This window comes from Sorangium sp. So ce385 (assembly GCF_051474135.1).
Lineage (GTDB): Bacteria > Myxococcota_A > Polyangia > Polyangiales > Polyangiaceae > Sorangium > Sorangium cellulosum_D.
Genome location: NZ_CP150337.1, coordinates 10,293,027 through 10,318,225, shown reverse-complemented (window position 1 = coordinate 10,318,225; position 25,199 = coordinate 10,293,027). Strand labels below are relative to the sequence as shown.

Genomic DNA, 25,199 nt, shown 5'->3' with positions numbered 1-25,199 from the left:
AGGCACCTCGCCTACAGCCGATACGGCCGCTGAGGCGACGCCATTTGGAACGTCCCCAGATGGCGCCTGCCGCACGAGCTGTGTCGCCCCGATCGCTATCCCGACTAGGGCGGCCATGCTCCAGACGCCAACAAGAAGCGCGTTCGTCATCCAGCCAAATGTACGTCGTTCTGCCGGCAGTGCGGCCAAGCGCGCGACCCGCGAGGCGGATCGCGACCGCACGTCCCCTGGAATCGCCCGCGAGCCAACAGCGCGCCGAAGCAACTCGCGCACCTCCGGCGAGGCTGCCTCTCGCGACTCACGCAACCGCACCGGATCGTTCATGTCCCGCCTCCTCGCGCAGTGCGGACTTTCCTCCGCGACACTGCGCTCTGGAAAGCTTTGCGGGCGGCATGCAACCGCGAGTGCACCGTGCCCTCCGGGATGCCGAGCTCCTCGGCGATCTGCTGACAAGAGAGATCGTCGAGCTCGAACATCACGAAGACGACCCTCTTCGCGGGGTCGATCTCCTCCAGCAGCGCGTTGAGCTCCTCGCTCTCCTGGTGCGCGGTAGCGACTTCCTCGGGGTCGGGGATCACCCCCTCGGAGCTTATCTCCTGCGTCTCGATCTCCGTCGTCTCCAGGCGCACGTAGGCTCGGCGGCGATGACGGCGGACGACGTTCTTGCAGATGCCGAAGAGCCAGGGCCTGATCGGGCGGCTAGTGTCGAAGGTGCTGAGCTGGTGGTGAACCACCTCGAACACCTCCTGCAGCAGGTCCTCTAGATCCGGCTCGCGAACGCCGAGCCGCTGCAGCCAGCGCCAGACGACGCCGACGTACTCGTCGTGCACGGCTACAACGCTCAGCGTTTCCGCCGCCGAAGCGCGGGCCCCCCTCGCCCACGGAAGCAGGCGCGTCAGCTCGATCAGCATAGCCATGCCGCCTCAACCCTCGGCCTCCTATTGCGCGCACTCTAACCGAATCTTCAGAAAATCGACAGCCCCGGCCCCGGGAGCGACAGATCCCGATGAAGTGAAAAATTCCACCATGGGCGAACGAGCGGACGTATCCTTACCCGACCGGTGTATGCGCTAGACGTTCCGGAGAAGGAAACCGAGGCGCCTGTCGATTTCGTGAAGCCGACGTGAGGCCACGCGCAATAGGTATGGCGAGGACGACTCGCGCACAGAGAGTGTGCCGCGGACATGCACGCGCTTTGCGCCTGCTCGGCACAGCGTGCCGCCCTCGCAATACGAGAGCGTTGTGTTTCGACTTGGGAGCGTAGCCTGAGATTCTGGGAGTGCGTGCACCGCGCATGTCGCGCCGCACCTCAGACGCAGAGGCTAATGCCGTGTTCCGTGTGACAACGATGAATTTGTTTGCTTTGTCTCGTGCTGTTGGATGGACACGTGTTCGCCACTATGGCGCTGTGGAGGTAGTATGGGTGAAATGCGAGTGGTTATGGTTCATGGCTCGATCGCGTGGACGACGTTTCTCCTTGCCGGATGCATGGTGACGACCGAGGCAGGAGATGACTTCTACTCTGAAAGCGATGATTATTCCGTTGATGCTGTGGAGAGCGAGCAGCTCGGGGAGGCCGATGGGGCATTCACTTACTCGCGTTCCGATTACCAGTATACGGTAACTCCTTCGGAGGGACACTGGGGAGATTGGCGCCAAAATATTTATTGTGCTCCCGGTATGTGGGCTATTGGCTACAAGCTCCGTGTTGAAGGTGGTCAAGGTCGCGGCGACGATACCGCGTTGAACTCGGTTCAGCTCCTTTGCCAAAGCGCGACGGGATCGACTTCGGAATGGATCTCGTCTTACGATGGTTGGTGGGGTAGCTGGGGTAGCGCTACCGCCTGCTCAGGTGCGGCCAACTTCCTTACGTCGGCGAGGATGCGCATAGAAGATGGGCAGGGCCGCGGCGACGACACGGCGGCGAACGATGTTGAGTTTGGATGCCGCCTCGGCGGATCCATTCATACGACCAACGGCAGTGGCTGGGGTGTGTGGAAAGACTGGGGTTATTGTCCCGTCGGTACGGCGGTCTGCGGCATATCTATCCGGTTCGAAGGGTCCCAGGGCCGTGGCGACGATACCGCCATGAACGGCATGAGGCTCCACTGCTGCAGTTTGTGAATCCTGATGCAGGGAGCTGATCTTCCCGTCTAGCCTCTTCTCTCCTCCGCTGGGTAGCCGTGTTCGGGCGAGCCTGGTCGTGCTTGCTGTCCTCTTGTAACCGCTGAACCGACCCCGTCTGGGCCGGAGGCCATCGGGTGGGCACGGCGTGTCGGCGAGGCGAAGGCCGCGAAGCGCTGTTACCGAGCACCTTCTCGTTGATGTGGAGAGGTCAATAAAAGTCGTCCCACGTCGCCCACCCTTCAGATCACGATCCACGTCGCGCCGTCGCAGATCAGCCGGATGGTGACGTAGGAGCCACCCACCCGCGCGATCTGCTGGCCGGTGCTCGCGATGACCTCGAGCGCCTCCTCTTCCCCCGCGACCTCCTTGACCACGACCTCGGCGCCGGCGTTCCCCGCGGCGGACGGCAGCCTCACGGTCACCGGGTCGTGCGCGTTCACCCGCACGAACTCCCATGGCCGGGCCGTGTTGTTGACGCTCAGGCTGGCTGACAACTCGTCGAGCAGGTTCCTTGATGGCTATCGCGAGCCTGCGCGGTCGAGGTTGTCGGTGATCATCGCGTCCCGCGGCCGATCGGTGAAGACCGCGGCCACGTGATCGCCCGCGTTCACCGTTCACCGCCGGCCCACGCGCCGATCTGGGCCGCGCTCGCCTGCGCGTCGTAGACGTAGCGCCCGCCGAAAAGTCGAAGGCCCAAGGGCTGCCACCCTCGGGCCTTCTGGAGCTCCGCCTACCGGAGTCCCCCTCCTTCATCACAAGCCGGGCTCCAGGTCCAGAAAACGGCGGCATGGAGCCCCTTGCTCTCGTCCGCCTACCGCCTCGCCCAGTGCACCGGCTGCCGTGTCCAGCTTCGCCTCTGCCGTCGCTGCGATCGCGGCCAGCGCCTGTGCCTCGACTGCCGCCCGCTGCGGCGTCGTGAGTCGCTCCGCCGCGCCGGCGCCGCCTACCGGACCCGGCCTCGGGCTCGGCGCCTCCAGGCCGCTCGCCAGGCCCGCTACCGCGACCGGCAGCGCAACAAGTTCTCCGCGCAGAAAGTGACGCATCACGGGGTGACGCAAGCCGCGGCCGCGTCGACGTCCCAGCTCGCGCCGGAGATCACCTCCGGCCGAAAGGACAACGATGACAATCGAATCCGAGATGTCGGCCGCTGCTCGCTCTGCGGGGCGCGGCTTCCGCCCTGGGCCCTGCGCGAGCGACGCGCGCGGCCAGCGCTTCACCGACGCGCTCCCCGCGTCCCACGAGGGCCTCCGCGGTGACCGGAGGCGGCGGTGATCGCCAAGGAGAAGGAGGCGGAGATCCTGCGCCTCTACCATGGCGAGAAGTGGCCCGTCGGCACCATCGCCGGCCAGCTCGGGCTGCACCACACCACCGTGCAGCGCGTGCTCGGACAAGCGGGCGTCGATCCGAAGGTCGTCGCGCCGCGCCCGTCCATGGTCGACCCCTTCGTGCCCTTCATCGTCGAGCAGCTCGGCAAGTATCCCTCGCTACGCTCCAGTCGCCTCTTCGTTATGCTGAAGGAGCGCGGCTACCCGGGCGGTCCCGATCATCTGCGCCGGGTGATCGGCCGTCTCCGCCCCAAGAAGCCGGCGGAAGCATTCCAGCGGCTGCGCACGCTGCCCGGCGAGCAAGCGCAGGTCGACTGGGCGCACTTCGGCAAGCTGGCTGTCGGCCGGGCTCGGCGCCCGCTCTGGGCCTTTGTCATGGTGCTCAGTTACTCGCGGCGCATCTTCCTGCGCTTCTTCCCGGGCGCGGCGATGCCCTTCTTCGTGCGTGGGCACGTCGAGGCGTTTGCCGACTTCGGCGGCGTCCCGCGCGTGCTGCTCTACGACAACCTCAAGAGCGCGGTCGTCGAGCGCCACGGCGACGCGATCCGGTTCCACCCCACGCTGCTGGACCTCTCGGCGCACTACCGCTTCGAGCCGCGCCCCGTCGCCGTCGCCCGCGGCAACGAGAAGGGCCGCGTCGAGCGCGCCATCCGCTATATCCGCGAAGCCTTCTTCGAGGCCCGGACGTACGCCGACCTGGGCGATCTCAACCGACAAGCGACCGAGTGGACCAGCGCCGCGGCGCTCGACCGCTCCTGGGTCGAGGATCGCGCGCGTACCGTGCGTCAGGCCTTCGACGACGAGCGCGGCGTGCTCTTGCGGCACCCCGACACGCCGTTTCCCGCCCACGAGCGCGTCGAGGTCGAGGTCGGAAAGACCCCCTACGCGCGCTTCGATCTCAACGACTACTCGGTCCCCCATGACCGGACACGCCGCACGCTCGTCGTCCTCGCTGACCTCGACCAGGTGCGCATCGCCGACGGCAACGTGATCGTCGCGACCCATGTCCGCTCGTGGGACCGCGGCCAGCAGATCGAGCAGCCCGAGCACCTCCAGCGCCTCGTCGAGGAGAAGCGCCGCGCCCGCGAGCACCGCGGCCTCGATCGGCTCGCTCGCGCCGCCCGCAGCAGCCAGGCCTTCCTGCGCATCGTCGCCGAGCGCGGCGACAACATCGGCAGCACGATCGTCCGGCTTCTGCAGCTGCTCGATGCCGTCGGCGGCGCCGAGCTCGAAGAGGCCCTCGTCGAGGTGCTCGAGCGCGACACCATCCACGTCGGTGCCATCCGCCAGGTGCTCGACCGCCGCCGCTCCGAGCGGTGCCTGCCGCCTCCCGTCTCGATCCCCGTCACCCGCAGCCAGCACGCCGCTCTCGTCGTCACGCCGCATTCGCTCGCTACCTACGACGCCCTGAAGATGGACCCCACGCCATGACCGATCTCACGCCCACTGAGACCAAAGACCGCCTCAAGAGCCTCGGCCTCTTTGGCCTGCTCGCCTGCTGGGAGCAGCTCGCCGACAAGCCCTGGCTTCGCGAGGTGCTCGCCATCGAGGAGCGTGAGCGCCACAAGCGCAGCCTCGAACGCCGCCTGAAGAACTCCCGCGTCGCCGCCTTCAAGCCCATGACCGACTTCGACTGGTCGTGGCCCAAGAAGATTGACCGCGAGGCCGTCGACGAGCTCTTCAGCCTCGGCTTCCTCACCACCGGCCATAACGCCGTGCTCGTCGGCCCCAACGGCGTCGGCAAGACCATGATCCTCAAGAATCTCGCCCACCAGGCCGTCGTCCGCGGCCACACGGTCCGCTTCTCGACCGCGAGCGACATGCTCGCCGACCTCGCGGCGCAAGAGTCCTCGGTAGCACTCGCGCGAAGGCTCCGCCGCTACACGGTCCCCGCGCTTCTCTGCATCGATGAAGTCGGCTACCTCTCCTACGATAGCCGCTACGCCGACCTGCTCTTCGAGGTCGTCACCCGTCGCTACGACGCGCAGAAGCCGCTCCTGCTCAGCACGAACAAGGCCTTCGCTGACTGGGGCCAGGTCTTCCCGCACGCCGCGTGCGTCGTCACGCTCGTCGACCGGCTCGTGCACCGCGCCGAGGTGATCGAGATCGAGGCCGAGAGCTACCGGCTCAAGGAAGCCAAGGAGCTGAACGCCATACGCACCAAGCAGCGCCGCAGCAAGAAGCACTGAGCGGCCTCTTCACCGGTGAACTTCACCGGCATCGGGCGCGGACCTCACCGGTGAACTTCACCGGCACCCGGCGTGCTCTTCAACGGCATCGGGCGCGGATTTCACCGGTGAACTTCACCGGCACCCGGCGTGCTCTTCAACGGCATCGGGCGCGGATTTCACCGGTGAACTTCACCAAAATGCCGCGGGTTGCCGCGATCATCTACAGAGGTCAAGGAGGGCGATGGCCATCCCTCAGGCTTTCGCCGCTGGGGGCCTGGGGATGGCCATCATCGCTTGACCGCCGGCGTCGGCGCCGGCGAGGAGCTCCTGTGCCGGCGCGGAGGACCCGTCATCACGGCCAGCGTCAGCTGCCGTCCGTCCCCAGGTCGCCGACGATGTGGGACATCACCTCGCGCTCGACGAGCTTCTTCTTGCGCCGCGCCGCCTCGCGCAGCGCGGCGGTGGCCATGCGGTCGATCTCGCGCAGGCTCGATCCGGCCGCCTCGTGCAGCAGGAGGAGGGCGTCGGCGGTGAAGACCTCGCGGTCGGCGCCGGCGCGGCTCATCCGTAGCCGCACGTACTGGCCGGTATCGTCGGGGACCATTGGACCAATCGACAGACGCCGCTCGATCCGCGAGTACAGCGAGCGATTCTTGCGCAGCTCGAGCCGATCTTGGAGGTCAGGGAGCCCTACCAGGATCAGCGACAGCAGGGCACGACTGTCCCATTCGTAGTTGAGCAGGATGTGGAGATGATCGAGCGTGTCCTGGTGGAGCAGGTGCGCTTCGTCCAGTTGGAAGACGGGATGGATGCGCTCGCGCCCGAGTGTCTCGACATGCGCGCTGACGGCGTAGAAGACGGCCGCCGCGGTTGCAGCGGGGTTGAGGCCGAGCGCATGGCAGAGCTGACGATAGAAGTCGCGACGGCCCAGTGTGGCATTGTGGCAGTAGGTCAACCGGAAGCCTGCCTGCGGCAACCGATGACGCACCGCCCGCAGCACACACGTCTTACCGGCGCCGGGCTCGCCGACCAGCAGCACCTGGGCGTGCTCGTGCACGGCCTCGCACACCTCCTCGACGAGCTGCTCCTTGGACGGCGGCAGCCACAGCTCGCCGTCCTGGATCTCCTTGGAGAAGGGTGCGGCCGACAGGGTGAAGAAGCGGACGTACGATTCGCTCACGCTGCACCTCCGGCCTCGCCGGTGTCCTCGCCTCCGCCCGCCCGGCAGCCGAGCGTCCGCGCGGGGCTGAAGTCCACCGGGCGCGTCGGCTTATCCGCCGCTGGGCCGCCGCACGGAGGCCGCTTGCGCCGCGCGTTGCGCTGCGGGTCGACCGGATGCAGCATGAGGCGCTTGCCCTCGTGCTCGACCCACGGCGGCTCGTCCGGCGCGATGAAGCACCGGGCGACAGAGACGATCTGGCCAGCGAGGTAGCCCTGGTCGAGCTGCCAGGCGATGCCGTCGACCGAGACGATGTTGTCGCCCGAGACGCGGCGCCGGGTACGCTCGGTGAGCGCGCTGCGTAGCGCCTTCTCGTCGACGGCGCTGTCTCCGGCGGGGCGGGCTGCGTAGAGCTGCGCCGGGCTCTTGCCGAGCAGGCCCGCGTGTGGCGCCGGGTGGTAGCGCCTGTCGAGGAAGGCGCGGAGCGTCGTGTTGATGTCGACGAGCGAGGCCACGGCGCCGAGGTAGTTGAGGCACCCTTCGCGCAGCGTGCGCCAGAAGCGCTCCATCTTGCCGCGCGCCTCGGGGTCGTAGGGCTTTGCGTGCAGGAGCGTGATGCCGAGCCGCGCGCACGCGGTCTTGAGGATGTCGCCGCGGTAGGTCGAGCCGTTGTCGAGATAGAGCGCGTCGGGCTTGCCGTGACGGCGCAGGGCGTCGACGGTCATGCCGAGCATGTCGACCTCTTTTTCGGTGGTGTGCGCCTCGAGCGCGACGACGTAGCGCGAGGCGTCGTCGAGCAGCCCGTGGATGCGGATCGGCATCGCTTTGCCGCCGACGGTGCAGCCGGTCACGTGACAGACGTCACCGTGCCAGAGCGCGCCGGGGCGCTCGGCTTGCCAGCGCAGCCGCGTCTTCGGCTCGCCCTCGGCGCGCGGAGCGCGGCGGCGAAGTCCGTGCGCCGCGTACAGGCGCCGCACGGTGGGCTCGGAGACCTTGCCCGCTTCGAGGCGTCCGTCGTCGACGAGCGTCTTGAGGATGAGCGGCACCGAGGCGTAGGGATGCTCGCGCCGGATATCGAGCAGCAATGTGCGCAGCTCTTCAGGGAGCTGCTGCGCGAAGCCTCGATCGCTGCGTGGCTGCGGACGCAGGCCGTCGAGGCCAGCTGCGCGATAGGCGTACAGCCAGCGCTGGAGCGTGGGCACCGAGTAGGTGCGCGTGCTGTGCGCGCCCGGCGGGCGAAACCGCTGCTCGCTGAGCGTGCGCAGCTCGGCGGCGAGCTGGCCGTGGGTGAGCACGCGGTGCATCAGAGGGCCGATGACCGTGGCGCGGTAGATCGCCACGGTCTCGGCGTGGTCGGCGGGGCCGAGAGCCATTCGAACAGGTCCTTTCTGCGCCTTGCTGGCGCGCGGTCCTTGTCCGGGATCAACGGCGTTTTCGGCAGAGATCCTCTCAGGTGGGCTGTACGATTGGGACTCCGAAAGGGCAGAGGCCCTCACGCCGCGTGCGCGGCGCCGAGGAAGGCGCGGTGCTCGAGCGGCAGCGCCCGGGTCGTTGGGGCAGCGCTCGCCGCGAGCGCTGCCGCGGCGCTGGCCGCGCTCTGGCGAAGAGATGCGGGCGGGCCTGGGCTGGGGGCCTCCGCAAAGAGACGTCGCTGCGCGACATCGCGCGCCCACCGGCGCAGCGTCGCCCAGCCGGTGACGGCGCTGTCGCCCAGGATCCTCGCCGGGCCTACGCGCCGCCGGACCTCAGCTGCCGTCGCGAGCGCGACGCCCCAGAGCGCGAGGGCGAAGCCGATCGCGCCGGCGCTGTACGCGCGCCGGCCGAGCACACCGCGAGGAACGACGAGGAGCACGGCGCCGCAGCCGAGGCAGCGGTAGCGACGGGCGGTGACCGAGATCACTTCGGGGGGTCGGTCCGGGCTGGCAGGGCCCCAGATCTGCCGCTCGCGCCTGCCGTGACCTTGGAGCCGGACGGCGCCTCCGAGCGGACAACTCGCGGCGCCGCAGGCGGGGCAGCGAGCAGGGCGCGCTTCGACGACCGAGGGGGGTTGCTGCTGCCAGCGCTTGATGTCGATGGCACTCTGGATAACACTGCGATCGCTTCGATTCCTGGGCACAAGAACCGGAGCACGACGAGGAGGCTGTCCGCCAAGATCAGGTCTCCTCGTCGCCTATTTTGTGGCCGGCACCGCGCCGCTGCTCCGCTCCGCTGGTGGACCTACCCCGTCGTGAGGCGGACGTGGGAGCAACGAACGGTGGGAATTTTCGAGCGGTGGCCGGAATGGACGCAACCACGCGCCGATAGCTTTTTCGATGAGAATTCGTGGCAGATATCCGGAAGGCAGGTGCCGCGGCTCCATGGGCGTCGTCCTCCCTCGTTGCGTACGCGGAGCGAGCGCCAACCATGATGGCCATCTTCGCTGCGTAGAGCTCCTCACCATCACGTAGCCTGCTCGATGCGAGGGGCTTGAGCAGCAACGAGACCGGGCGGTAATAGCAGGCCGCCCGTCCTGCCTGCCGCAGGCACCGCGAGGCACGCCTGCCCGCCAGGGGGCGTGCAGTTCGTGGGCCTCAGTTACAGCGACGATCTTAGCTTTTGGTGGATCTTGTGGATTGTGTCGAAGCTGGGAATCCGCGCCGGACCGGCCGCCTGGTCGTACGCAATGCGCATCTGGGCCGCGCAGCGCCGAGCGTCCATGGCCCCGATGCCCGTGCCGAGGCCCGGAACGACGAGCGTGCGGATCCGCTGGCCTTCAGAGTTGAAGTGCCGCACGGCGAGCAGGACGGCGCGGAAGGCCAGGTAGGCGTTCAGCGTGTTGGCGACGCTCTCGGGCACCCGCATCGTGGGAGCCACGATCAGGAATGGCCACCGGGCATGCCCGGTCTCCACGACCTCGGCCGCTCCGACCGGGAGCTCGCCGTGATGCCTTTGTAGGATGACGTCCTGCACATGCGCCTGGATGGCCCCGCCGATCGTGTCTCGGATTGCGCGATCGAGTCCGCCGTCCATGATGCCGAAGCTGTTCGCGGGGCTCACCAGCGCGTCGGCGTCCCGTGCGAAGAAATCATCTCTGGCGACCTCGACTGCATCGTGCGTCGCGAATGCCTGGCCCCATGCCGCAGTGAGCGGCTCCCATTGATCGACGAGATAGGTCCTCTCCGGCAGCACCGCGGCTCCTTTCTACCCAACATTCGAACGGGCGGCGGCCCAAGCGCAGCTCTGGGGCGTCCGCATCGCTCCAGCTATCTCGATCGCCACGCCGCTTTGCGAGGCCAGCGGAGATGCCATCCCGTGTCAAGACGGGGCATGCGCTCGGCAGGGGGGCGCCGTCACGGTCCGGGGGCCGGTCCCGCAGAGTAGGAACCTCGCCCGACGCCTGCAACCGCCGTCCAGGCGGGCCCGCTCGTCCGGGTCTCGCTGGCCAGATCCGGCGTAGCGGACTCGGACCCGGGATCCGTCCCGTCGGCCTGGTGCCCGCCGTGGAACTCCGTGGAGCCCCGTACCCTCGCGTCACCCGCCGCGCCCACTCCCGGTGGTCCCGCTCACGTTGGACCCGCCCCAAATTCAGCGTCGCCAAAATCTGTCAGGTCACACGCAGGGCACACAAAAGCAAGAAGACACGGCTCTCGCCGTGTCTTCGTGGTGGAGGCGCCGGGAATCGAACCCGGGTCCGCAAGGCATCCAGTCTACCTTCGTTCACGTGCGTAGTCGCCATGCGCCGGCGACGGCGTTCGTAGATTCGGCTACGACCTATCCCTCACTGAATCTCGGCCGCGTTATCGAGGGCACCCTCACGCGACCCAGCCCTGTGGTTGACACCCTTAGAGTACTAGGACGACCTTCTCCTCGGATGGCTTAGCGGTTATTAGGCCGCAACAGCGTATGCGTTGTCGTTCGCACTTGTAACGTCCCGCTTGATAGGCGGAGCAGGAGCCGCCAGCACGCAGACAGACCTTCAGTCCCCACGTCGAAGCCGATCGCCCCCTCGTGGTTCGTTCAGACGGACCGAATATTGCTAGGAATTGCGCTGCCGTCAACCCCTCCGCGTCAGATCGCTCTGCCGCTGAGCGCGCCGTCCGGCGGCCGTCGGTCCGCGGTCTCGGGTTGCCCGGGTCGGCCCGCCTCTTCCGGGCGCTCTCTGCCGCCCGGCGCCGTCCCTCACGCACCCGTCCGCTTCGGCGGCTCCGCCGCGCCTCCCCTGCGCACGCTCCGCTGCGCCCGGTCGCGTCCGCTCCCGCGCTTGCACCTGCTCGCGCTCGCGCCTGCCCGCGGGCGCGTGCGCCGCTTCCTCCGCGCGCGTCGCTTCCGCCGCTCGCCCCGCTTCCCCCGCGCGCACCGCCCCCGCCGCCTCCCTCCGCCCCCGCCGCCTCCCTCCGCCCCCGCCGCTCCCCGCCTTCAGCCGCCCCCGCCTTCAGCCGCCCCCGCCTGCTCGCCAGCCGCTCTCGACGGCTCCCCCTGGGTCGGCTAAGAAGCCCGCGAAAAGGAAAAGGAGACCGGCAGCTTATGACGAGGATGGTCCACTGCGTGAAGCTCGGCCGCGAGGCTGAGGGGCTGGAGAAGCCGCCGCTCAAGGGCGAGGTGGGCAAGCGGATTTACGACAACGTCTCGAAGGAGGCGTGGCGGATGTGGCTGGAGCACTCGAAGATGCTGATCAACGAGTACCGCCTCGATCTCATCTCCGAGGCCGGCCAGCGGATCTGGATGACCGAGCTCGACAAGTACTTCTTCAGCGGCGGGAACGAGGCCGCGCAGCCGCCGCCCGACTTCGTGGCGCCCAAGGACAAGCAGGAGTAGCCGCTCCCCGTCGGCTCTGCCGCCGGCGGCGCTCCCGTCCACCTGCCGGCTGCGGTCCTGCCGCCCACCTGTCCGGCTTCGCTCCTCCCACCCAGCTGCGCCCGCCGGCGTCCTCCACCCCTGCGGCATGCGCCCCGCCCCTGCGGATGCGCCCGCCATCCGAGGCACCCCCGGCCCCCGGCCCCCCCCGGCTCACCCCCTCACTTCAGCGGCCCCGGCGCCGGCAGCGCTCCCCCGCCGCGCACGTACTCGATCAGCGCCGCGCCCATCTGCTTGTCGACCTTCTCGCACTTCGCGCTGACCGCCCCCATCGTCGCGCCCTTGCACTCCCTCCGCCGCTCGGCGACGATCTTGCCCACCTTCTCGTCGGCCTGGAACGCCTCGCGCGTCTTCTCATCCAGGCTCTTCCACGGGATCGGCGCGAACTTCGGCTTCGGCGGCACGTGCTGTCGGACCTCCTCCGTCATCAGCGACGCGCACGTCCCGTCCCAGCGCAGCACGTCGTAGCCGCCCCCGGCGCCGCTCACGACCATGCCCCCCGTGTCCGGCGCCCGGTGATAGAGGATCAGCACCTCCTCATCGAACAGCAGCTTGTCGTTCGAGGAGGACCCGCCGGAGGCGTTCCACGCCTCGGTGTCGCGCGTGAGGTACCCGCGCGTGAACGGCGATCCCTTGGCGAACAGGCTGAGCGCCACGTCCGGATAGAACCCGCTGCAGAGCCGCTTCACGAACGCCGCCGGCGGCACACACACATCCCCCTTCTGCTCGCACGTCGTCGGGATCTGCCTCGACGCATCCGCCGCCGCGTCCTCCTCCTTCTTCCCGTCCCCGTCCTCCGCCGCCTCGCCGCCCGCCGCCGCCGCCGGCGCCGCCTCGGCCTCCGCAGGCTCCGGCGCCGACGGAGGAGGCGCCGCGCCGCCACAACCGACCAGGGAACCGATCAGAACAAGCACAAAAGAGCTCTGGACAGATCGCATGGCCCACGAACCTACCGGAGCCGGCGCGCCCCTCCGCATGGAAAAACGACCACAACCCGCGACGCAATGCGCCAGCACGGCCGCAACCCCGTTGCGCAATGCAGGAAATCCACCCCACCGTTCACAACGCAATGCGCTACCCGTCTCGACGCTCGTCGCGACAGCCGTGATGGTTCAGTTTTCCGACAGCGCTTGACATCAGCTGCCCATCAGCAGAGTCTGAGCCGGTTCCGGCAGGAGGTGGTCATGCTGGATCTTTCTTCGTCCGCATCGTCGTCATCGCGTGTTGGCGGTTTGCGTAAGTGGAAGTCTCACACGGACGCTCGTTCCAGGGGACGACGGGTGTCCGCCGGTCTCGCCGGGTGTGCGATACTCGCCTCCTGGGCGCTCCTCGCCGGCTGCGGCGCGGCGGAGGAGCAGCTCGATCCGTGGGACACCGGCGAGGTGATCACGGGGGCAGGCGGCGGCTCTGCCTCGGGCGGCTGGGAGGGCGCGGCGGACGGCTCGGGCGGGACCGGGGGCGGCTGGCCGTCGTCCGCGAAGCTCGGGCCGCCGTATCCCATCGTGCTCGCCCACGGCTTCTTCGGATTCGAGGACTTCGCGGGCGCCGGATACGTCAGCTACTTCTACAACCTCAAGCACACCCTCGCCGAGGGCGGCGAGGCGGTGTTCACGCCCTCCGTCGATCCGTTCAACAGCTCCGAATACCGCGGCGCCCAGCTGACCGCGCGGATCGAGCAGATCCTCGCCGAGACGGGCCACGAGAAGGTGAATATCATCGCCCACTCGCAAGGCGGCCTCGACGCCCGCGTGGTCGCGCACGATCGGCCCGATCTCGTCGCCTCCGTCGTGACCGTCGCCACGCCGCACCTCGGGTCCAAGATCGCCGACATCGCGCTCCAGCTCGTCGCCCACGAGCGCCTGCAGGACGTCCTCGACGACCTGCTCAACGCGATCGGGGCGCCGCTCTACGACCAGATCGGCGAGGAGACGAGCGTGTTCGCGTCGCTCGAGCAGTTCTCGACACCAGGCATCGAGGAGTTCAACGCGAGATACACCGATTCGCCCGGGGTGTTCTACGCCTCCTTCGGCGGCAGGACCGACCGCGCGCTCGGCGGCCGCGACTGCACGACGCTCGCCCCGGCGCCCTTCGTCGCGCAGTTCGACGAAGGCCTCGATCCGGTGCACCCGCTGCTCTCGCTGACAGAGACCATCCTCGACGGCGGCTTCGGCGAGTCGATCCCGAACGACGGCCTGGTGCGCGCGCGGGACGCGCGCTGGGGCAGCTTCTGGGGCTGTCTCCCCGCCGACCATTTCGACGAGATCGGCCAGCTCTTCGGGCAGAGCCCGGGCGAGGGGAACACCTGGCTCTATATCGACTTCTACCGCGCCGTGATCGAGCGGCTCCGGCAAGAAGGCTTCTGACGAGCCCGCGGCGACCCAGCGCCGCGCCCCCCGCGCCGCGCGGGCCCCGCGCGGCCGCCGCTCCCTCCAACCAACCCTCCGCGGGCCCGCCGCACCCCGCGGATCCACCGCGCCCCGCCGTCGAAAACCGCCCCGAGCGGCGCCCGGTCCAGTACCATGCCCGGCCGATGCTCAAGGCGCTGCTCACCTCGTCGCTCCCGCTGCTCGCCCTGCTCAGCGCGGCCTGCAGCGGCGACGTGCGCCGGTTCCCCCTGCGCGATCCGGTCTGGCGCGACGCCGATCTGAACCCCGTCTCGTTGCCCTGCCGGCCCGATCCCGAGGCGCCCAAGGACGATCCGCGGCACCGCCTCTGCACGCCGGAGCCGTACGAGTCGTCGTTCGCGTGGGACGCCGCCGACAACCTCGTCTTCCGGCCGGTGACGCGGTTCCTCGCCGTGGACCCGGGCGGGGAGGCGGTCAACGTCAACAGCGTCGACGAGGTGCCGGACTCGAGCTGGTTCACGAACCGGATCGGGAAGCGGCCGCTCTCCGTCGAGGAGCTCGTGAGCGGGCCGTGCGGCGACAAGACGCTCGACCCCGAGGCGCCGGACGGGTCCTGGGTCATCGACATGGGCAAGCCGAACGGCGCGAACCCCGGCTTCCGGATCAAGGTCGAGGGGGTCGGCAAGTTCATGCTCAAGGCCGATCCCGCGGAGCAGCCCGAGCGGGCGACCGGCGCCACCGCGATCGCGGCGCGCCTCTACCACGCGGCCGGCTACTGGGCGCCGTGCGACTCCGTGGTCTACCTGAAGCCGTCGATCCTGAAGCTCTCGCCCGGGCTCACCGTGACCGACAACAGCGGCACCTCCAGGCCGTTCGATCAGGCGGCGCTCGACGGCGTGCTCGCCAAGGCCGCGAGGCGGGGCGACCGGGTCCGCATGGTCGCCTCGCGCTGGCTGCCGGGCCGCGCCCTCGGGCCGTTCAAGTACGAGGGGACCCGGGAGGACGACCCGAACGACGTCATCCCGCACGAGGACCGGCGCGACCTGCGCGGCGGGCGCCTGCTCGCGGCGTGGCTCAACCACTTCGACTCGCGCGAGCAGAACTCGATGGATGTCTGGCTCTCCGAGGACGAGGACGACAAGGACGCATCGCCCGGCCACGTGCGGCACTACTACATCGATCTCGGCGACTGCTTCGGCAGCGAGTGGGACTGGGAGGGCATCTCGAAGCGCCTCGGCCACGCCTACTACTTCGACGCCGAGTACGTCCTCCTCGACTTCATCACGCTCGGCGTCCCCGAGCGGCCGTGGGACCGGGCGACCCGCGATCCGCAGGGCGACATCTTCGGCTTCTTCAACGCCCGCGACTTCCGGCCGGAGCGCTGGCGGGGCGGCTACCCCAACCCGGCCTTCGGGCGCATGACCGAGCTCGACGGCGCCTGGGCCGCGCGGACGCTCGCGCGCTTCACGCCGGAGCTCGTCGAGGCCGCGGTGCGGGCCGGCGATTTCACCGCCCCGCGGCACACCACGTGGCTGATCGACAAGCTCCTCCAGCGAAAGCAGGCGATCATGGCGCGGTACCTCACGCGCCTGTCGCCGCTCGCCGACGTCGCCGTGGCCTCGCCGGCGGAGCTGTGCGGCGTGGACCTGGCGCGGCGCACCGGCGTCGCGCGCGCGCAAGATCTCCGCTACGAGGCCGCGATGTACGCCGGCGAGGCGCTCGCCCTGCGCGCGCGGCCGGTCGTGCGCCCGTCGCCGGACGGCCGCGTGTGCCTCTCGCTCCCGCACATCGCCGATCAGGGCGGCGTGCCCGACGACGCGCCCTCGCGCTACGCGATCGTCGACATCCTCAACGGGCAGGCGCCCGGCCCGCTGCGCGCCCACCTCTACGACCTCGGCCCGCGCCGCGGCTACAAGCTCGTCGGCATCGAGCGACCCGACGATTCGGCCGCGCCCGACTGACCCTCTCAGCGTCGCCGCTCGCTTAAAAACCGCTGCTGGCGCCGACCATCAGTCGCAGGTCTTGCAGGCCGGCCCCCTGCGCGAAGGTCTCGGTCGCCGAGCCGATCAGGAAGTCGAAGGAGTGGTCGCGCGAGCCGCTCGTGCGCAGGCCGAGCACGAACGACATGCGCAGCAGATCGAGCTCGAAGTCGCGGAGGTGCTCGCTGAACACGTTGCCCGCGGCGACCTGCACCGTGCCGTCGAGGAACGCCCAGATCGGGTAACGGTACTCGAGCGTCGCCGCGGCGGCGCTCCGCCCGCGGAGGCGCCCTTCGCGGAACCCGTGCATCGGCGCGCCGCCGCCGAGCTCGGCGAGCTCGGTGAAGGGGACCTCGGCGGGGCCGAGCGGGTCGGCGAAGGCCGCCGAGAGGACCAGGCTCACGATGCGGTCGTGCCCGGTGAGATCGACGAACCCGCCCAGCGAGCCGCCGTAGCGGATCCACCGGCTCTGCAGCGGCCGCTCCAGGTCGGCGGCGTGCTCGCCGGAGAGCTCCAGCCGGACGCCGTGGCCCCGCTCGGGGCGCGGCCGCCGCGAGTCGAGGGCGGCCCGGGCCCCGATGCGGTACGCCGTGTACCCCGTGTCGAACGCGGGAGGCAGCGGATAACGGCCGTTCGCGACCCGCCAGCCGACCGTCGGCTCGCAGCAGATGTCGTCGAAATCGACGGTCTCCGCGCCGGTGTACGCCTCGACGAAGCTGAACGCGTCGAAATCGACGTGGACCGTCGCGCTCCCCTGGATGCTGTCGGCGGCGTAGCGGGCCCAGTCGCGCCCGAGGGACCTCGGGCCGATCCCCGCGAACAGCCAGTCTGGCCGGGTGTCCGCCTCGCCGCGGAGCTTCAGGTGCGCGCGCCCGTCGAGCGGGATGCGGTCGGCGATCGTGAGCCGCAGCCAGTCGACGCCGCCCGTCGCCGCGTGCACGCGGAGCTCGTTGCCCGGGAAGAACAGGTCGTCGTAGAAGAAGTAGACGCCGACGCTCTCGCGAAAGCCGAAGTCGAAGAGCGCCGTCGGGACGATGCCAATCGTGTCGTTGGGCCCGAAGGTGAAGATGTCCTTGAGCTCCTCGATCCACTCGCCCTGCTCCGCCGCGACCGTGAGGTAGCCGAGCGGCCGCCGGACCAGGTACTCGCTGGCGAGGTAGGCGGGGAAGAACAGGACGCGCGGCACCCAGAGGAGCGCGTCGCCGACGCTCGCCCCCTCGTCCGGGCGACCATCGTAGTCGGGCAGGGGGCGCCTCGCGCTGGGCGCCTGCGGCGCCGCAGCGGGAGGCCGCGCCGGCGCAGCCGCCGCGCGGGGCGCCGGCGGAGATCCCGGGGCCGGAGGTGGCGCCGCCGCCGCGGGCGCTGCGGCTCCCGCCTGCGGCGCGGCCGTCCCCGTCTGCGGCGTCGCGGCCCCCACCTGCGGCGCGGCCGTCCCCGGCCGCGGCTCAGCGGCCCCCGCCTGCGGCGCAGCCTGCGCCTCGGCGCACAGCGACAGCACCGCGCAGCTCGCGAGCGCGGCCGTGCGCCGCCGAAAGCCCGTGCCGAGCGCGCGCGTCCATCCCTTCTCGTCAGGTCCCAATCGGCCTCGTCTCTCGCACGTCGCCGCGCGGGAGCCTAGCGGAGTTCCCGACCGGCGGGACGTTTGTCCGCGCGGCGCGCCCCCCGCCCAACGCCCTGTACGGCGCTTCACACACGCGGCGCCGCGACGGAGGTTGCCGGCCGGGACCAGGCTCGATAGCCTCCCGCGCTCGGGCATCGGTCCTGTTCCGGTGCCGCCTGAACGGCGGTTGTCCCGGGATGGAGCGGCGCGTGGCGAGCACTGGCGAGAACGAGACACCGGCCCGAGGGGTCCTTCACCGGCTCCTGTCGATCTTTGCCGAGGTGAAGCCGCGCGAGGTCTTCAGCGTCCTCGTCCTGACGCTGAACGTCTTCCTCCTGCTCACGGGCTACTATCTCCTCAAGGTGGTCCGCGAGCCGCTGATCCTCGCGGGCGGCGGGCTCGAGATCGGCGGACAGAAGCTCGACCTCGACGGCCCCGAGGTGAAGGCCTACGCGGCGGCGGGCCAGGCGCTGCTCCTCGTCGGCGTCGTCCGCGCCTACGGCGCCATGGCCCGGCGCTTCGGGCGCATGCAGCTCACCACCGCGCTGACGCTCTTCTTCGCCGCGAACCTGGTCCTCTTCTTCTTCCTCGCGCGCCTCGGCGTCCCCCTCGGGGTGCCGTTCTACCTGTGGGTGGGCTGCTTCAACCTCACGGTGATCGCGCAGTTCTGGTCGTTCGCCAACGACGTCTACTCCCCCGAGCAGGGCAAGCGGCTCTTCGCGATCGTCGGTATCGGGAGCTCGCTCGGCGCCATGTTCGGCGCGCAGATCGCGAAGCGCGTCTACGTGCCAATCGGCCCCTACAACATGATGCTCGTCGCGGCGGGCGTGCTGCTCGCCTGCCTGTGGCTCACCTACCTCGTCCACCGCGACGACCTCGCGGGCCCGGGCGGCGGGGAGAAGAAGGCCGACGCGCCGCCCGGCGGCGCGGCCGGCGGCTTCAAGATCATCGCCGGCGACCGCTATCTCCTCCTCATCGCCGCCCTGACGCTCGTCCTCAACTGGGTGAACTCGACCGGCGAGTACATCCTCGATCGCACCCTGATCGAGTCCGCCACGAGCGCGCTCGGCCAGGAGAGCGCGCCGGCCGCCGCAGGCGAGGAGGCGCCGGCCGCCGCCGGCGAGAAGGCGCCGGCCGCCGCCGGCGAGAAGGCGCCGGCCGCCGCCGGCGAGAAGGCGCCGGCCGCCGCGGCGGGCGCGGACCCGGGCGCGCCGCTCGCCGCGGGCGCCCCGGTCTACCTCGTCGATCCGGAGGCGTCGCGCCTGCTCGAGGGGAAGATCGCCGCGGTCAAGGGCGGCGCGTTCGACGTCGAGGCCGGCGGCAAGGTCGTCGAGGGCGCCGAGAAGGGGCTCGTCCACCCGCGCACCGAGAAGGGGAAGAAAGCGGCGCTCGGCGCGATCATCGGCACCTTCAAGGGCGATTTCTTCTACTGGGTGAACACCCTCGGCGTCGTCCTGCAGCTCTTCCTGGTCTCCCGCATCTTCAAGTACCTCGGCGTGCGGTTCGCCCTGTTCATCCTCCCGACCATCGCCCTCCTCGGCAACGCGTCCCTCGCGGTCCTGCCGGCGCTCGCCGTCGTGCGCGTCGCCAAGATCGCCGAGAACAGCACCGACTACTCGGTCCAGAACACGGCGCGCCAGGCGCTCTTCCTGCCGGTCGGCCGCGACGCGAAGTACAGCGCCAAGGCCGCCATCGACACCTTCGTCGTCCGCGCGGGCGACGTGCTCGCCGCCGTCGGGGTGATCGTCGGCCAGGTGCTCGCGCTCTCCGTCCGGCACTTCGCGATGGTCAACATCGCGCTCGCGCTCGCGTGGCTCGGCGTCGTGGTCGGCATCGCCCGCGAGCACAAGCGGCGCGCCGCGGACGAGCCGGGCGCCGAGGACCTGAAGGCCGCGTAGGCCTCAGGGCCGGCCCGCGGCCGCCTCCGCCTTCCAGGCCTCGTAGGCCTCCATCAGGGCCAGGTACACCCAGCGGCCGATCACCTCGGCCCCCGCGCCCGACGGGTGCGCGAGATCGGCGCCGCCGAGCCCCCGCTGGACCCACACCCCCATCGAGCCGGAGCCGCCCATCGCGCCGAACGTGTCGAAGTAGCCGCACCCGACCTGCCCGGCCACCCGGCGCTGGATCGCCGCGAGCTTCGGGATCACCGGCCGGCTCCGGTAGACCTCGCCCTTCTTGTCGGCGCGGTCCATCGGGCCCACGAGCAGGCACGACGACTCGGGCAGCGCCGCCTTCACCTGATCGAGCACCGCCTTCATCGTCGACTCGACCTGATCGAGCGGGAACAGCTCGCCGTCCTCGCTCTCGTTCATGCCGTACTGGAACACCGTCAGCGACGGGTTCCGCGCGCGCAGCTGCTCGGCGAAGTGGGCGTCGTCGCTCTTGTCGAGGAAGCGGATGCGGCAGCCCTGGATGCCGATCGCGTCGAGCACCACCCCCGGCGTGTCCCGCTCCATCCACACCCCGAACGCGCGCACCCCCGGCCCGCGCGCCCACACCTCGAGCGCGTGCGGCCCGTCGGGCACCTCGTAGGTCGCGATCGCCGAGCTGACCGCGTCGGCCCGCGTGTCGATCGTCTCGCGGCTCTCGCCGTCGATCTTGATCTCCATCCGCCCGCCCTCGGGGTGCTTCAGGTAATCGACGGCGAACCGCGAGACCGCGCGCCCGTAGCTCCCGGTCTCCGCGGTCGCGAAGCGCGAGAACACCCCCGCGCCCTGCGAGCGGAACGACACGCCCCCGAGCCCGTACAGCCCGTCCTTGGCGAACGGGCCGACGACGCGGCTCACCTGCCAGCCCGGGCCGGCGGAGCGCACCACGTCGTTGTGGAAATATCCAGGCCACGCGTTGGCCATCAGCATGAACCCGTGGCCCGCGTCGCCGAACCGCTTCTGCAGCTTGCGCCGCAGCGTCGCGGTCACGAAGTCGCTCGCCACGATGGAGTCGCCGAAGTAGGTGACGCGCGCGATCGACCCCGGCGCCTTGCGCTCCACCGCGGCGAGCGCGCGGAAGAACGGCGTCATCGCCTTGCCGCTCGGATCCTCGATCGGGCGCGGCGGCTTCCCCTCGGAGGCGACCGCGGCCGGCACGAGCTCGGCGGCCGCGGCCGGCAGCGCGACCTCCTCGGGCTGGCGCAGCTCGGCCTGCTCGGTGGTCTCCGTGACGAGCGTCGTCTCCCCGACCGACGCGACGGGCGCCGGCGCCGGGACCACGACGAGCCCCTCGCCCTCGGGGAGCGGCGTGAGCAGCCGCAGCCGCGAGAGGCTCGGGTGCGCGTAGGGCAAGAGCACGAGCAGCCCGAGCGTGGCCAGCGCGCCGGCCGCCGACGAGACGAGCCCGTTCCGCGGCGGCGAGCCCGCCGGCGCGCCTCCCGCGGGCGGCGCACCGCCGGGCGGGGGAGCGCCGTGGTCGGCCGGCTCGCGATCGGAAGGCCCGTGGACGGCCGGCTCGTGGGCGCTGGTGCTGCTCGTGGAGGTCATCGATGCGCGGACGGGAGAGGAGAAGGGCGCTCTGCGACGGCGTGCCCGCTCAGAGGCCGGCGTCCGGAGGAGCGTTGCGCTTCTCCAGCTTGTCCAGCGCCGCGGTCGCCCTGTCGCGGCAGCTCATGTCGCCCTGGTGGATGCAGATCGCGCGCAGCAGCTTGATCTCGCTGGCCGACGCGCGCCCGCCCCAGACCTTCGGCTCGAGCGCCTTTCGCTGCGCCGGGTACGAGCTCGAGTCGAGCGGAGCGCTCGCCTGCGGGGCCCCGGTGCCCGCGGCGCTGGGCGTCGAGGAGGCCGGCGGCGCGGGCGTGGGCGTGTGCGCGTGCTGCTGCGGGGACCAGGACATCTGCGGCGCGCCCTGCGGCGCGGGCTCCGGCTCGGGCGGCGCCTCGGGGTCGACCTGCCGCCGCATCTCGGCCACCCGCTCGCGGAGCGCCGTCGGGACGCCCGGGGTCTTCGCGATCTCGTTGAGCAGCGAGAGCTTCTCGCTCTTCGTCGCGGCCCGCTCGACCTGCTGGAACATCCCCTCCGCCCAGCGCTCCTCGATCTCCCGGAAGCGCTGCGTCTCCCGGGCCGGCGCCGTCTCGGCGATCTCCTGCAGCTTCCGGTGCGCGGCGTCGATGTTCCCCGCGCGGAGGTGCTCGTGCGCCGCGTCGAGGATCTGCGCGTCGTTCCCCCCGACCTCCGGCGTCGCGGGCCGCGCGTCCGGCTCGGGCGCCGTCGGCCCCTGCGAGCGCGCGCGGGTGACCGCGACCACGGCGATGGCGAGGATCACCGCCACGGCGAGGAGGATCCCCATCGCCTTGCTCGCCCCGCCGAGCGAGCGGGACGACTGCACCGCGGGCGCCACGCTCCCGTACACGCCCGCCGAGGCGGCGCCGCCGTCCGGTCCGGCGCGAAAGATCTTGCCCGCGGCGACGAAGCGGAGCCGCACGTCGCCGAGCTCGAGCGCGTCGCCCGCCTCGAGCAGCCCGCGCTTCAGCTCGACGCCGTTGATGCGCACGCCGTTGGCGCTCTGCTTGTCGACGACCTCGTAGCGGCCGTTGCCCAGGCTGATGAGCTCCGCGTGCAGGCGGCTCACGGAGCTGTGGTTGATCGAGATCGTCGCGTCCTCGGAGCGCCCGATGGTGAAGCGCTCCCCGTCGAGCGGGAACTCCGCGCCGGGCGTCGGGCCGACGACCATGACGAGCCGGTTCGGGCGGGTGTGGAGCGGCAGGTGCGACGTGCTGCGGCTGCCGGGCGGCGGCGTCGGGCTCGTCACCGCGGACGAGAGCGCCTCATCGACGATCTCGATGCGGTAGTCGCCGAGCTGCACGAGGTCGCCGTGGCGCAGGTGCTGCTCGCCGGTGACGCGGCCGCCGTTGACGAACGTGCCGTTGTAGCTGTCGAGATCGCGGATGATCCAGCCCTGGCCGTTCTTGACCAGCGTCGCGTGGCGCCGCGAGACGTTGCGGTCGGTCAGCCGGATCGAGTTCGACTCTCCGCGCCCGAGCGCATACTCCTCATGGGCGAGGGGGAGCCCCGTCTGTTTCCCCTCGTCATCCTCGATCGTCAGCTTCCACATAGCGGGTTCGGGGCATTCAGGCGACGCCAGGCTCGCCCCGCGAGCCGCTGTGGATCGGTGGCATCCGCCGCTCGCCGTGCGAGCCTCCTCTTCGAGGCCGGACTACTTTAGCGAGTCCGCGTCCGGGAAGGCAACGACGGCGCGTCGGCCGATGGCGGGCGGCCGGGACCGCGGCGTTTCGCCGGCCTCCGGCGGCCACCGGCCGACGGCGCCGGGCGAGAACCCGGCGGGCCAGCCGGCGGGAGCGCGGGCAAGGGCGCGCTCGCAGGCGCCGAGAGCCGCCGCGCGCCGCGCGCCGCGCGTCGCCGCGCCCGCACGCGGCGTCGCCGCGCCCGCACCCGGCGTCGCCGCGCCCGCACCCGGCGTCGCCGCGCCCGCGCACAGCCGCGGCGGAACGTCGCGGCCGCGCGGCGTTCCGCCCCGGGTCCGCGCTCGGCGCGGCGCGCAGCGGGCTAATGGCCGCCTCCCACGGGCCGAAACGGGTGGAGGAACGCCGAGAGCGCCCCCGGGTTCCGGGTCTGCAGCCAGAGCCGCCCGTGGCCCTGGAGCTCGCAGACGAGCCCCTCGCCGGACAGGAACAGGCCCTTCAGGCCGGCCAGCTTGCGCACCTGATACCGCAGGCCCTCGGTGAACGCGAGCAGGTGTGTGTTGTCGCAGATATATCCCTGGTGCTCGCGGCCGACGTCGATCGCGTGGATACCGCCGTAGCTCGAGAACCAGATCAGCCCCTCGCCGTAGGCCCGCAGCAGCGACAGGCCGCCGGCGAAGAAGCCCTTGGCCCCCTGCCACTTCGTGTCGAGCGTGATGCCGGGCGTGGAGGCGAGATAGGCGCCCGACTGGAGGAAGACCTCCATCCCCGAGCGCAGGACGATGCGCTCGATCGACCCCTCGGGCGCCGGCGCGAGCCGCATGGACTGCATGGGCGCGGTCGCCGTGAACGTGTTCTGGAAGAGGCTCTCTCCGGCCGTCAGTCTGCGTTTGAGCGCGCTGGCGAGCCCGCCTTGCAGGCTCGTCTTCATGTCGATGGCCGCGTCGCGCGCGACCATCGCGCCGCTCTCGGCGATGATCTGCTCGCCGGCGTGCTCGAAGGTCACGTGGAGGACGCCGAACTCGGGGTTGTCTCGGATCTCGTCGCGCACGCCGTCCCCTCGGTCTCTAGGGTTGCCGCGGGGCGAGCCGCGCGCCGATCGCCGCGCCGTACCTGCCGGCGTTGCGCGACTGGACCCACAGGCTGCCGCTGCCCTCGACGTGGCAGACGAGCCCCTCGCCCGAGAGCCACGTGCCGAGCCACGTCGACGTGTTCTTGCCGATCCGGCACGAGAGCGTCGACTCCCACGCTGCGAGGTGGCCCGTGTCGATGACGACGTGGCCTCTCACCGGGAGCTCCTCGAGCGCGCCGAAGGCGCCGATGATCATCTGACCTTGCCCGGCCGTCTCGAGGGCGAAGAGCCCCGCTCCCGAGAAGAAGCCGCGCAGGCCGCCCGAGCGCGTCTTCACCTCGACCTCCGGGCTGGACGCGACATAGGCGCTGCTCTGGACGCACCATTGCCTGTCGCCCACCTCGAGCACCGCCATGTCGCCGGACAGCGGCGTCGCGAACAGCACCTCTGCGTGGCCGCCCTCCGCGATGAACGAGTTCCGGTAGAACGACTCTCCGGCCAGCATCCGCTTCAGGCCCGACATGATGCCGCCCGACTGCGTCTCCACCCGCACGTTGGTCGACATGCCCACGAGCGCGCCGCTCTCGGCGATCACGTGCTCGCCCGGCGCGAGCCAGCACTGCGCGAGGGCCTGGGAGGGACGGTAGAGGAGATTCACCTGCATCGGACGCCTCCGTCGCTCCTCAGGGCGGGAGCAGCGGCGCGAGCCACCCCACGAGCGCGCCGGCGCTGCGCGACTGGATCAGCACGCGGCCGCGGCCGGTGAACTCGCACACCACGCCTTCGCCGGAGACCATGAGGCCCATGAGCCCACCGCCAGGGCTCCTGATCTTGAGCGCGAGCGACGCGTCGAACCCGACGAGGTGCCCGCCGTCGACGATGAGCGACCCGTCGCAGGGGAGCTCCTCGATCGCGCCGTAGCTCGTGATCCAGAGATCGCCGACGCCGGAGGCCTCGATGAAGAAGACGCCCTCCCGCGCGAGGACGGCGCGCAGCCCACCCCAGCGCACCTTCACGTCGATGTCGCCCGCGCTCGCGAGGTAGGAGCCGGCGCTGAAGAGCATCGTCTCCCCGCGGAGGGGGACGTGCTTGACGCGGCCGCTGAGCGGCGGGGCGAGCCACACCCACCCGCCCTCCGGCGCCTCGATGTGGTTCACGAAGAACGTCTCGCCGCCCGCGAGCTTCCGGAGCAGCGCCACGACTAGCGCCTTGAGCCGCCCGAAGAGCCCGGCGCCGCGGCCCGCGTTGAGCCGGACGACCGTCCGCAGGCTCGGCGAGCGCGCGACCATCGCGCCCGCCTCCGCGAGCAGCGCCTCGCCCGGATCGAGGCTGACCTCCAGCAGCGAGGACGACGGCTCATGCTTGGTGCGATGCTGCATTCGTCTACCCGCGGGGCACGTACATATAACGGACCCACGGCGGGAGCGGAAGCGGGAAGAAGGTGTGTCGAGGTGAGC

Annotated in this window: 20 protein-coding genes and 1 other RNA gene; 7 read left to right on the top strand and 14 right to left on the bottom strand. The window is 70.7% G+C overall.

Translation table 11 applies throughout. The annotated features are described in order from the left end of the window. Nucleotides 1–320: 320 nt before the first annotated feature. On the bottom strand, nt 321–917 hold the full coding sequence (locus tag WME83_RS37715) for an RNA polymerase sigma factor (protein WP_437314544.1): 597 nt from the start codon (nt 915–917) through the stop codon (nt 321–323). A gap of 502 nt (nt 918–1,419) precedes the next feature. On the opposite strand from WME83_RS37715, the gene WME83_RS37710 reads away from it, so the two are divergent. Beyond that, nucleotides 1,420–2,124 carry a hypothetical protein gene (locus WME83_RS37710; protein WP_437314543.1) on the top strand — a complete coding sequence of 235 codons (705 nt, stop codon included), beginning with the start codon at nt 1,420–1,422 and terminating at the stop codon, nt 2,122–2,124. Nucleotides 2,125–2,366: 242 nt separating this feature from the next. Here WME83_RS37710 and WME83_RS37705 read toward each other — a convergent pair whose 3' ends face one another. Then, the gene (locus WME83_RS37705; protein ID WP_437314542.1) at nt 2,367–2,621 is read right to left on the bottom strand and encodes a hypothetical protein; all 255 of its coding nucleotides are present in this window, start codon (nt 2,619–2,621) and stop codon (nt 2,367–2,369) included. Nucleotides 2,622–3,395: 774 nt separating this feature from the next. On the opposite strand from WME83_RS37705, the gene istA reads away from it, so the two are divergent. Beyond that, nucleotides 3,396–4,883, top strand: coding sequence for an IS21 family transposase (gene istA, locus WME83_RS37700; RefSeq protein WP_437314541.1), 1,488 nt, complete (start codon nt 3,396–3,398; stop codon nt 4,881–4,883). Then, nucleotides 4,880–5,641 (top strand): ATP-binding protein, encoded by a 762-nt coding sequence (locus WME83_RS37695; protein WP_437314540.1) that lies wholly within the window; start codon nt 4,880–4,882, stop codon nt 5,639–5,641. Before istA ends, WME83_RS37695 begins: the two co-directional genes overlap by 4 nt. 346 nt (nt 5,642–5,987) lie before the next feature. On the opposite strand, the gene WME83_RS37690 is transcribed toward WME83_RS37695, so the two are convergent. From WME83_RS37690 to ssrA, 5 genes are all read right to left on the bottom strand, one after another. Further along, a complete protein-coding gene (locus tag WME83_RS37690; protein WP_437314539.1) occupies nt 5,988–6,803 on the bottom strand; it encodes an ExeA family protein in 816 nt (271 codons plus the stop codon). After that, nucleotides 6,800–8,155 (bottom strand): DDE-type integrase/transposase/recombinase, encoded by a 1,356-nt coding sequence (locus WME83_RS37685; RefSeq protein WP_437314538.1) that lies wholly within the window; start codon nt 8,153–8,155, stop codon nt 6,800–6,802. Before WME83_RS37685 ends, WME83_RS37690 begins: the two co-directional genes overlap by 4 nt. Before the next feature lie 119 nt (nt 8,156–8,274). Further along, nucleotides 8,275–8,682 (bottom strand): hypothetical protein, encoded by a 408-nt coding sequence (locus WME83_RS37680; protein ID WP_437314537.1) that lies wholly within the window; start codon nt 8,680–8,682, stop codon nt 8,275–8,277. 674 nt (nt 8,683–9,356) lie between these two features. Next, nucleotides 9,357–9,950 carry a macro domain-containing protein gene (locus tag WME83_RS37675; RefSeq protein ID WP_437314536.1) on the bottom strand — a complete coding sequence of 198 codons (594 nt, stop codon included), beginning with the start codon at nt 9,948–9,950 and terminating at the stop codon, nt 9,357–9,359. 472 nt (nt 9,951–10,422) lie between these two features. Beyond that, nucleotides 10,423–10,767, bottom strand: a transfer-messenger RNA (tmRNA) gene (ssrA, locus tag WME83_RS37670). Nucleotides 10,768–11,285: 518 nt separating this feature from the next. Here ssrA and WME83_RS37665 point away from each other — a divergent pair. Then, on the top strand, nt 11,286–11,576 hold the full coding sequence (locus WME83_RS37665) for an oxidative damage protection protein (RefSeq protein ID WP_020739407.1): 291 nt from the start codon (nt 11,286–11,288) through the stop codon (nt 11,574–11,576). A 200-nt stretch (nt 11,577–11,776) separates the two neighbouring features. Here the strand turns inward: WME83_RS37665 and WME83_RS37660 are convergent, their stop codons facing one another. Next, entirely contained in the window at nt 11,777–12,553 is a 777-nt protein-coding gene (locus tag WME83_RS37660; protein WP_437314535.1) for a hypothetical protein, read from the bottom strand. 342 nt (nt 12,554–12,895) lie between these two features. Here WME83_RS37660 and WME83_RS37655 point away from each other — a divergent pair, with 342 nt between their 5' ends. Together WME83_RS37655 and WME83_RS37650 are read left to right on the top strand one after the other, a co-directional pair. Then, nucleotides 12,896–13,978 (top strand): esterase/lipase family protein, encoded by a 1,083-nt coding sequence (locus WME83_RS37655; RefSeq protein ID WP_437314534.1) that lies wholly within the window; start codon nt 12,896–12,898, stop codon nt 13,976–13,978. A gap of 167 nt (nt 13,979–14,145) precedes the next feature. After that, complete coding sequence (locus WME83_RS37650) at nt 14,146–15,921, top strand: hypothetical protein (protein WP_437314533.1); 1,776 nt, start codon at nt 14,146–14,148, stop codon at nt 15,919–15,921. A 22-nt stretch (nt 15,922–15,943) separates the two neighbouring features. Here WME83_RS37650 and WME83_RS37645 read toward each other — a convergent pair whose 3' ends face one another. After that, nucleotides 15,944–17,518: a hypothetical protein gene (locus WME83_RS37645; protein WP_437314532.1), complete on the bottom strand. Its 1,575-nt coding sequence runs from the start codon at nt 17,516–17,518 to the stop codon at nt 15,944–15,946. Between the two features lie 230 nt (nt 17,519–17,748). On the opposite strand from WME83_RS37645, the gene WME83_RS37640 reads away from it, so the two are divergent. Then, nucleotides 17,749–19,437, top strand: coding sequence for an NTP/NDP exchange transporter (locus WME83_RS37640; protein ID WP_437314531.1), 1,689 nt, complete (start codon nt 17,749–17,751; stop codon nt 19,435–19,437). Between the two features lie 3 nt (nt 19,438–19,440). On the opposite strand, the gene WME83_RS37635 is transcribed toward WME83_RS37640, so the two are convergent. From WME83_RS37635 to WME83_RS37615, 5 genes are all read right to left on the bottom strand, one after another. Further along, on the bottom strand, nt 19,441–21,015 hold the full coding sequence (locus WME83_RS37635; RefSeq protein WP_437314530.1) for a GDSL-type esterase/lipase family protein: 1,575 nt from the start codon (nt 21,013–21,015) through the stop codon (nt 19,441–19,443). A gap of 49 nt (nt 21,016–21,064) precedes the next feature. Continuing rightward, nucleotides 21,065–22,582, bottom strand: coding sequence for an FHA domain-containing protein (locus WME83_RS37630; RefSeq protein WP_437314529.1), 1,518 nt, complete (start codon nt 22,580–22,582; stop codon nt 21,065–21,067). A 452-nt stretch (nt 22,583–23,034) separates the two neighbouring features. Then, complete coding sequence (locus WME83_RS37625) at nt 23,035–23,721, bottom strand: TIGR00266 family protein (protein WP_437314528.1); 687 nt, start codon at nt 23,719–23,721, stop codon at nt 23,035–23,037. Nucleotides 23,722–23,737: 16 nt separating this feature from the next. Beyond that, entirely contained in the window at nt 23,738–24,406 is a 669-nt protein-coding gene (locus tag WME83_RS37620; protein ID WP_437314527.1) for a TIGR00266 family protein, read from the bottom strand. Between the two features lie 19 nt (nt 24,407–24,425). Continuing rightward, nucleotides 24,426–25,121, bottom strand: coding sequence for a TIGR00266 family protein (locus WME83_RS37615; protein WP_437314526.1), 696 nt, complete (start codon nt 25,119–25,121; stop codon nt 24,426–24,428). Between the last annotated feature and the right edge of the window lie 78 nt (nt 25,122–25,199).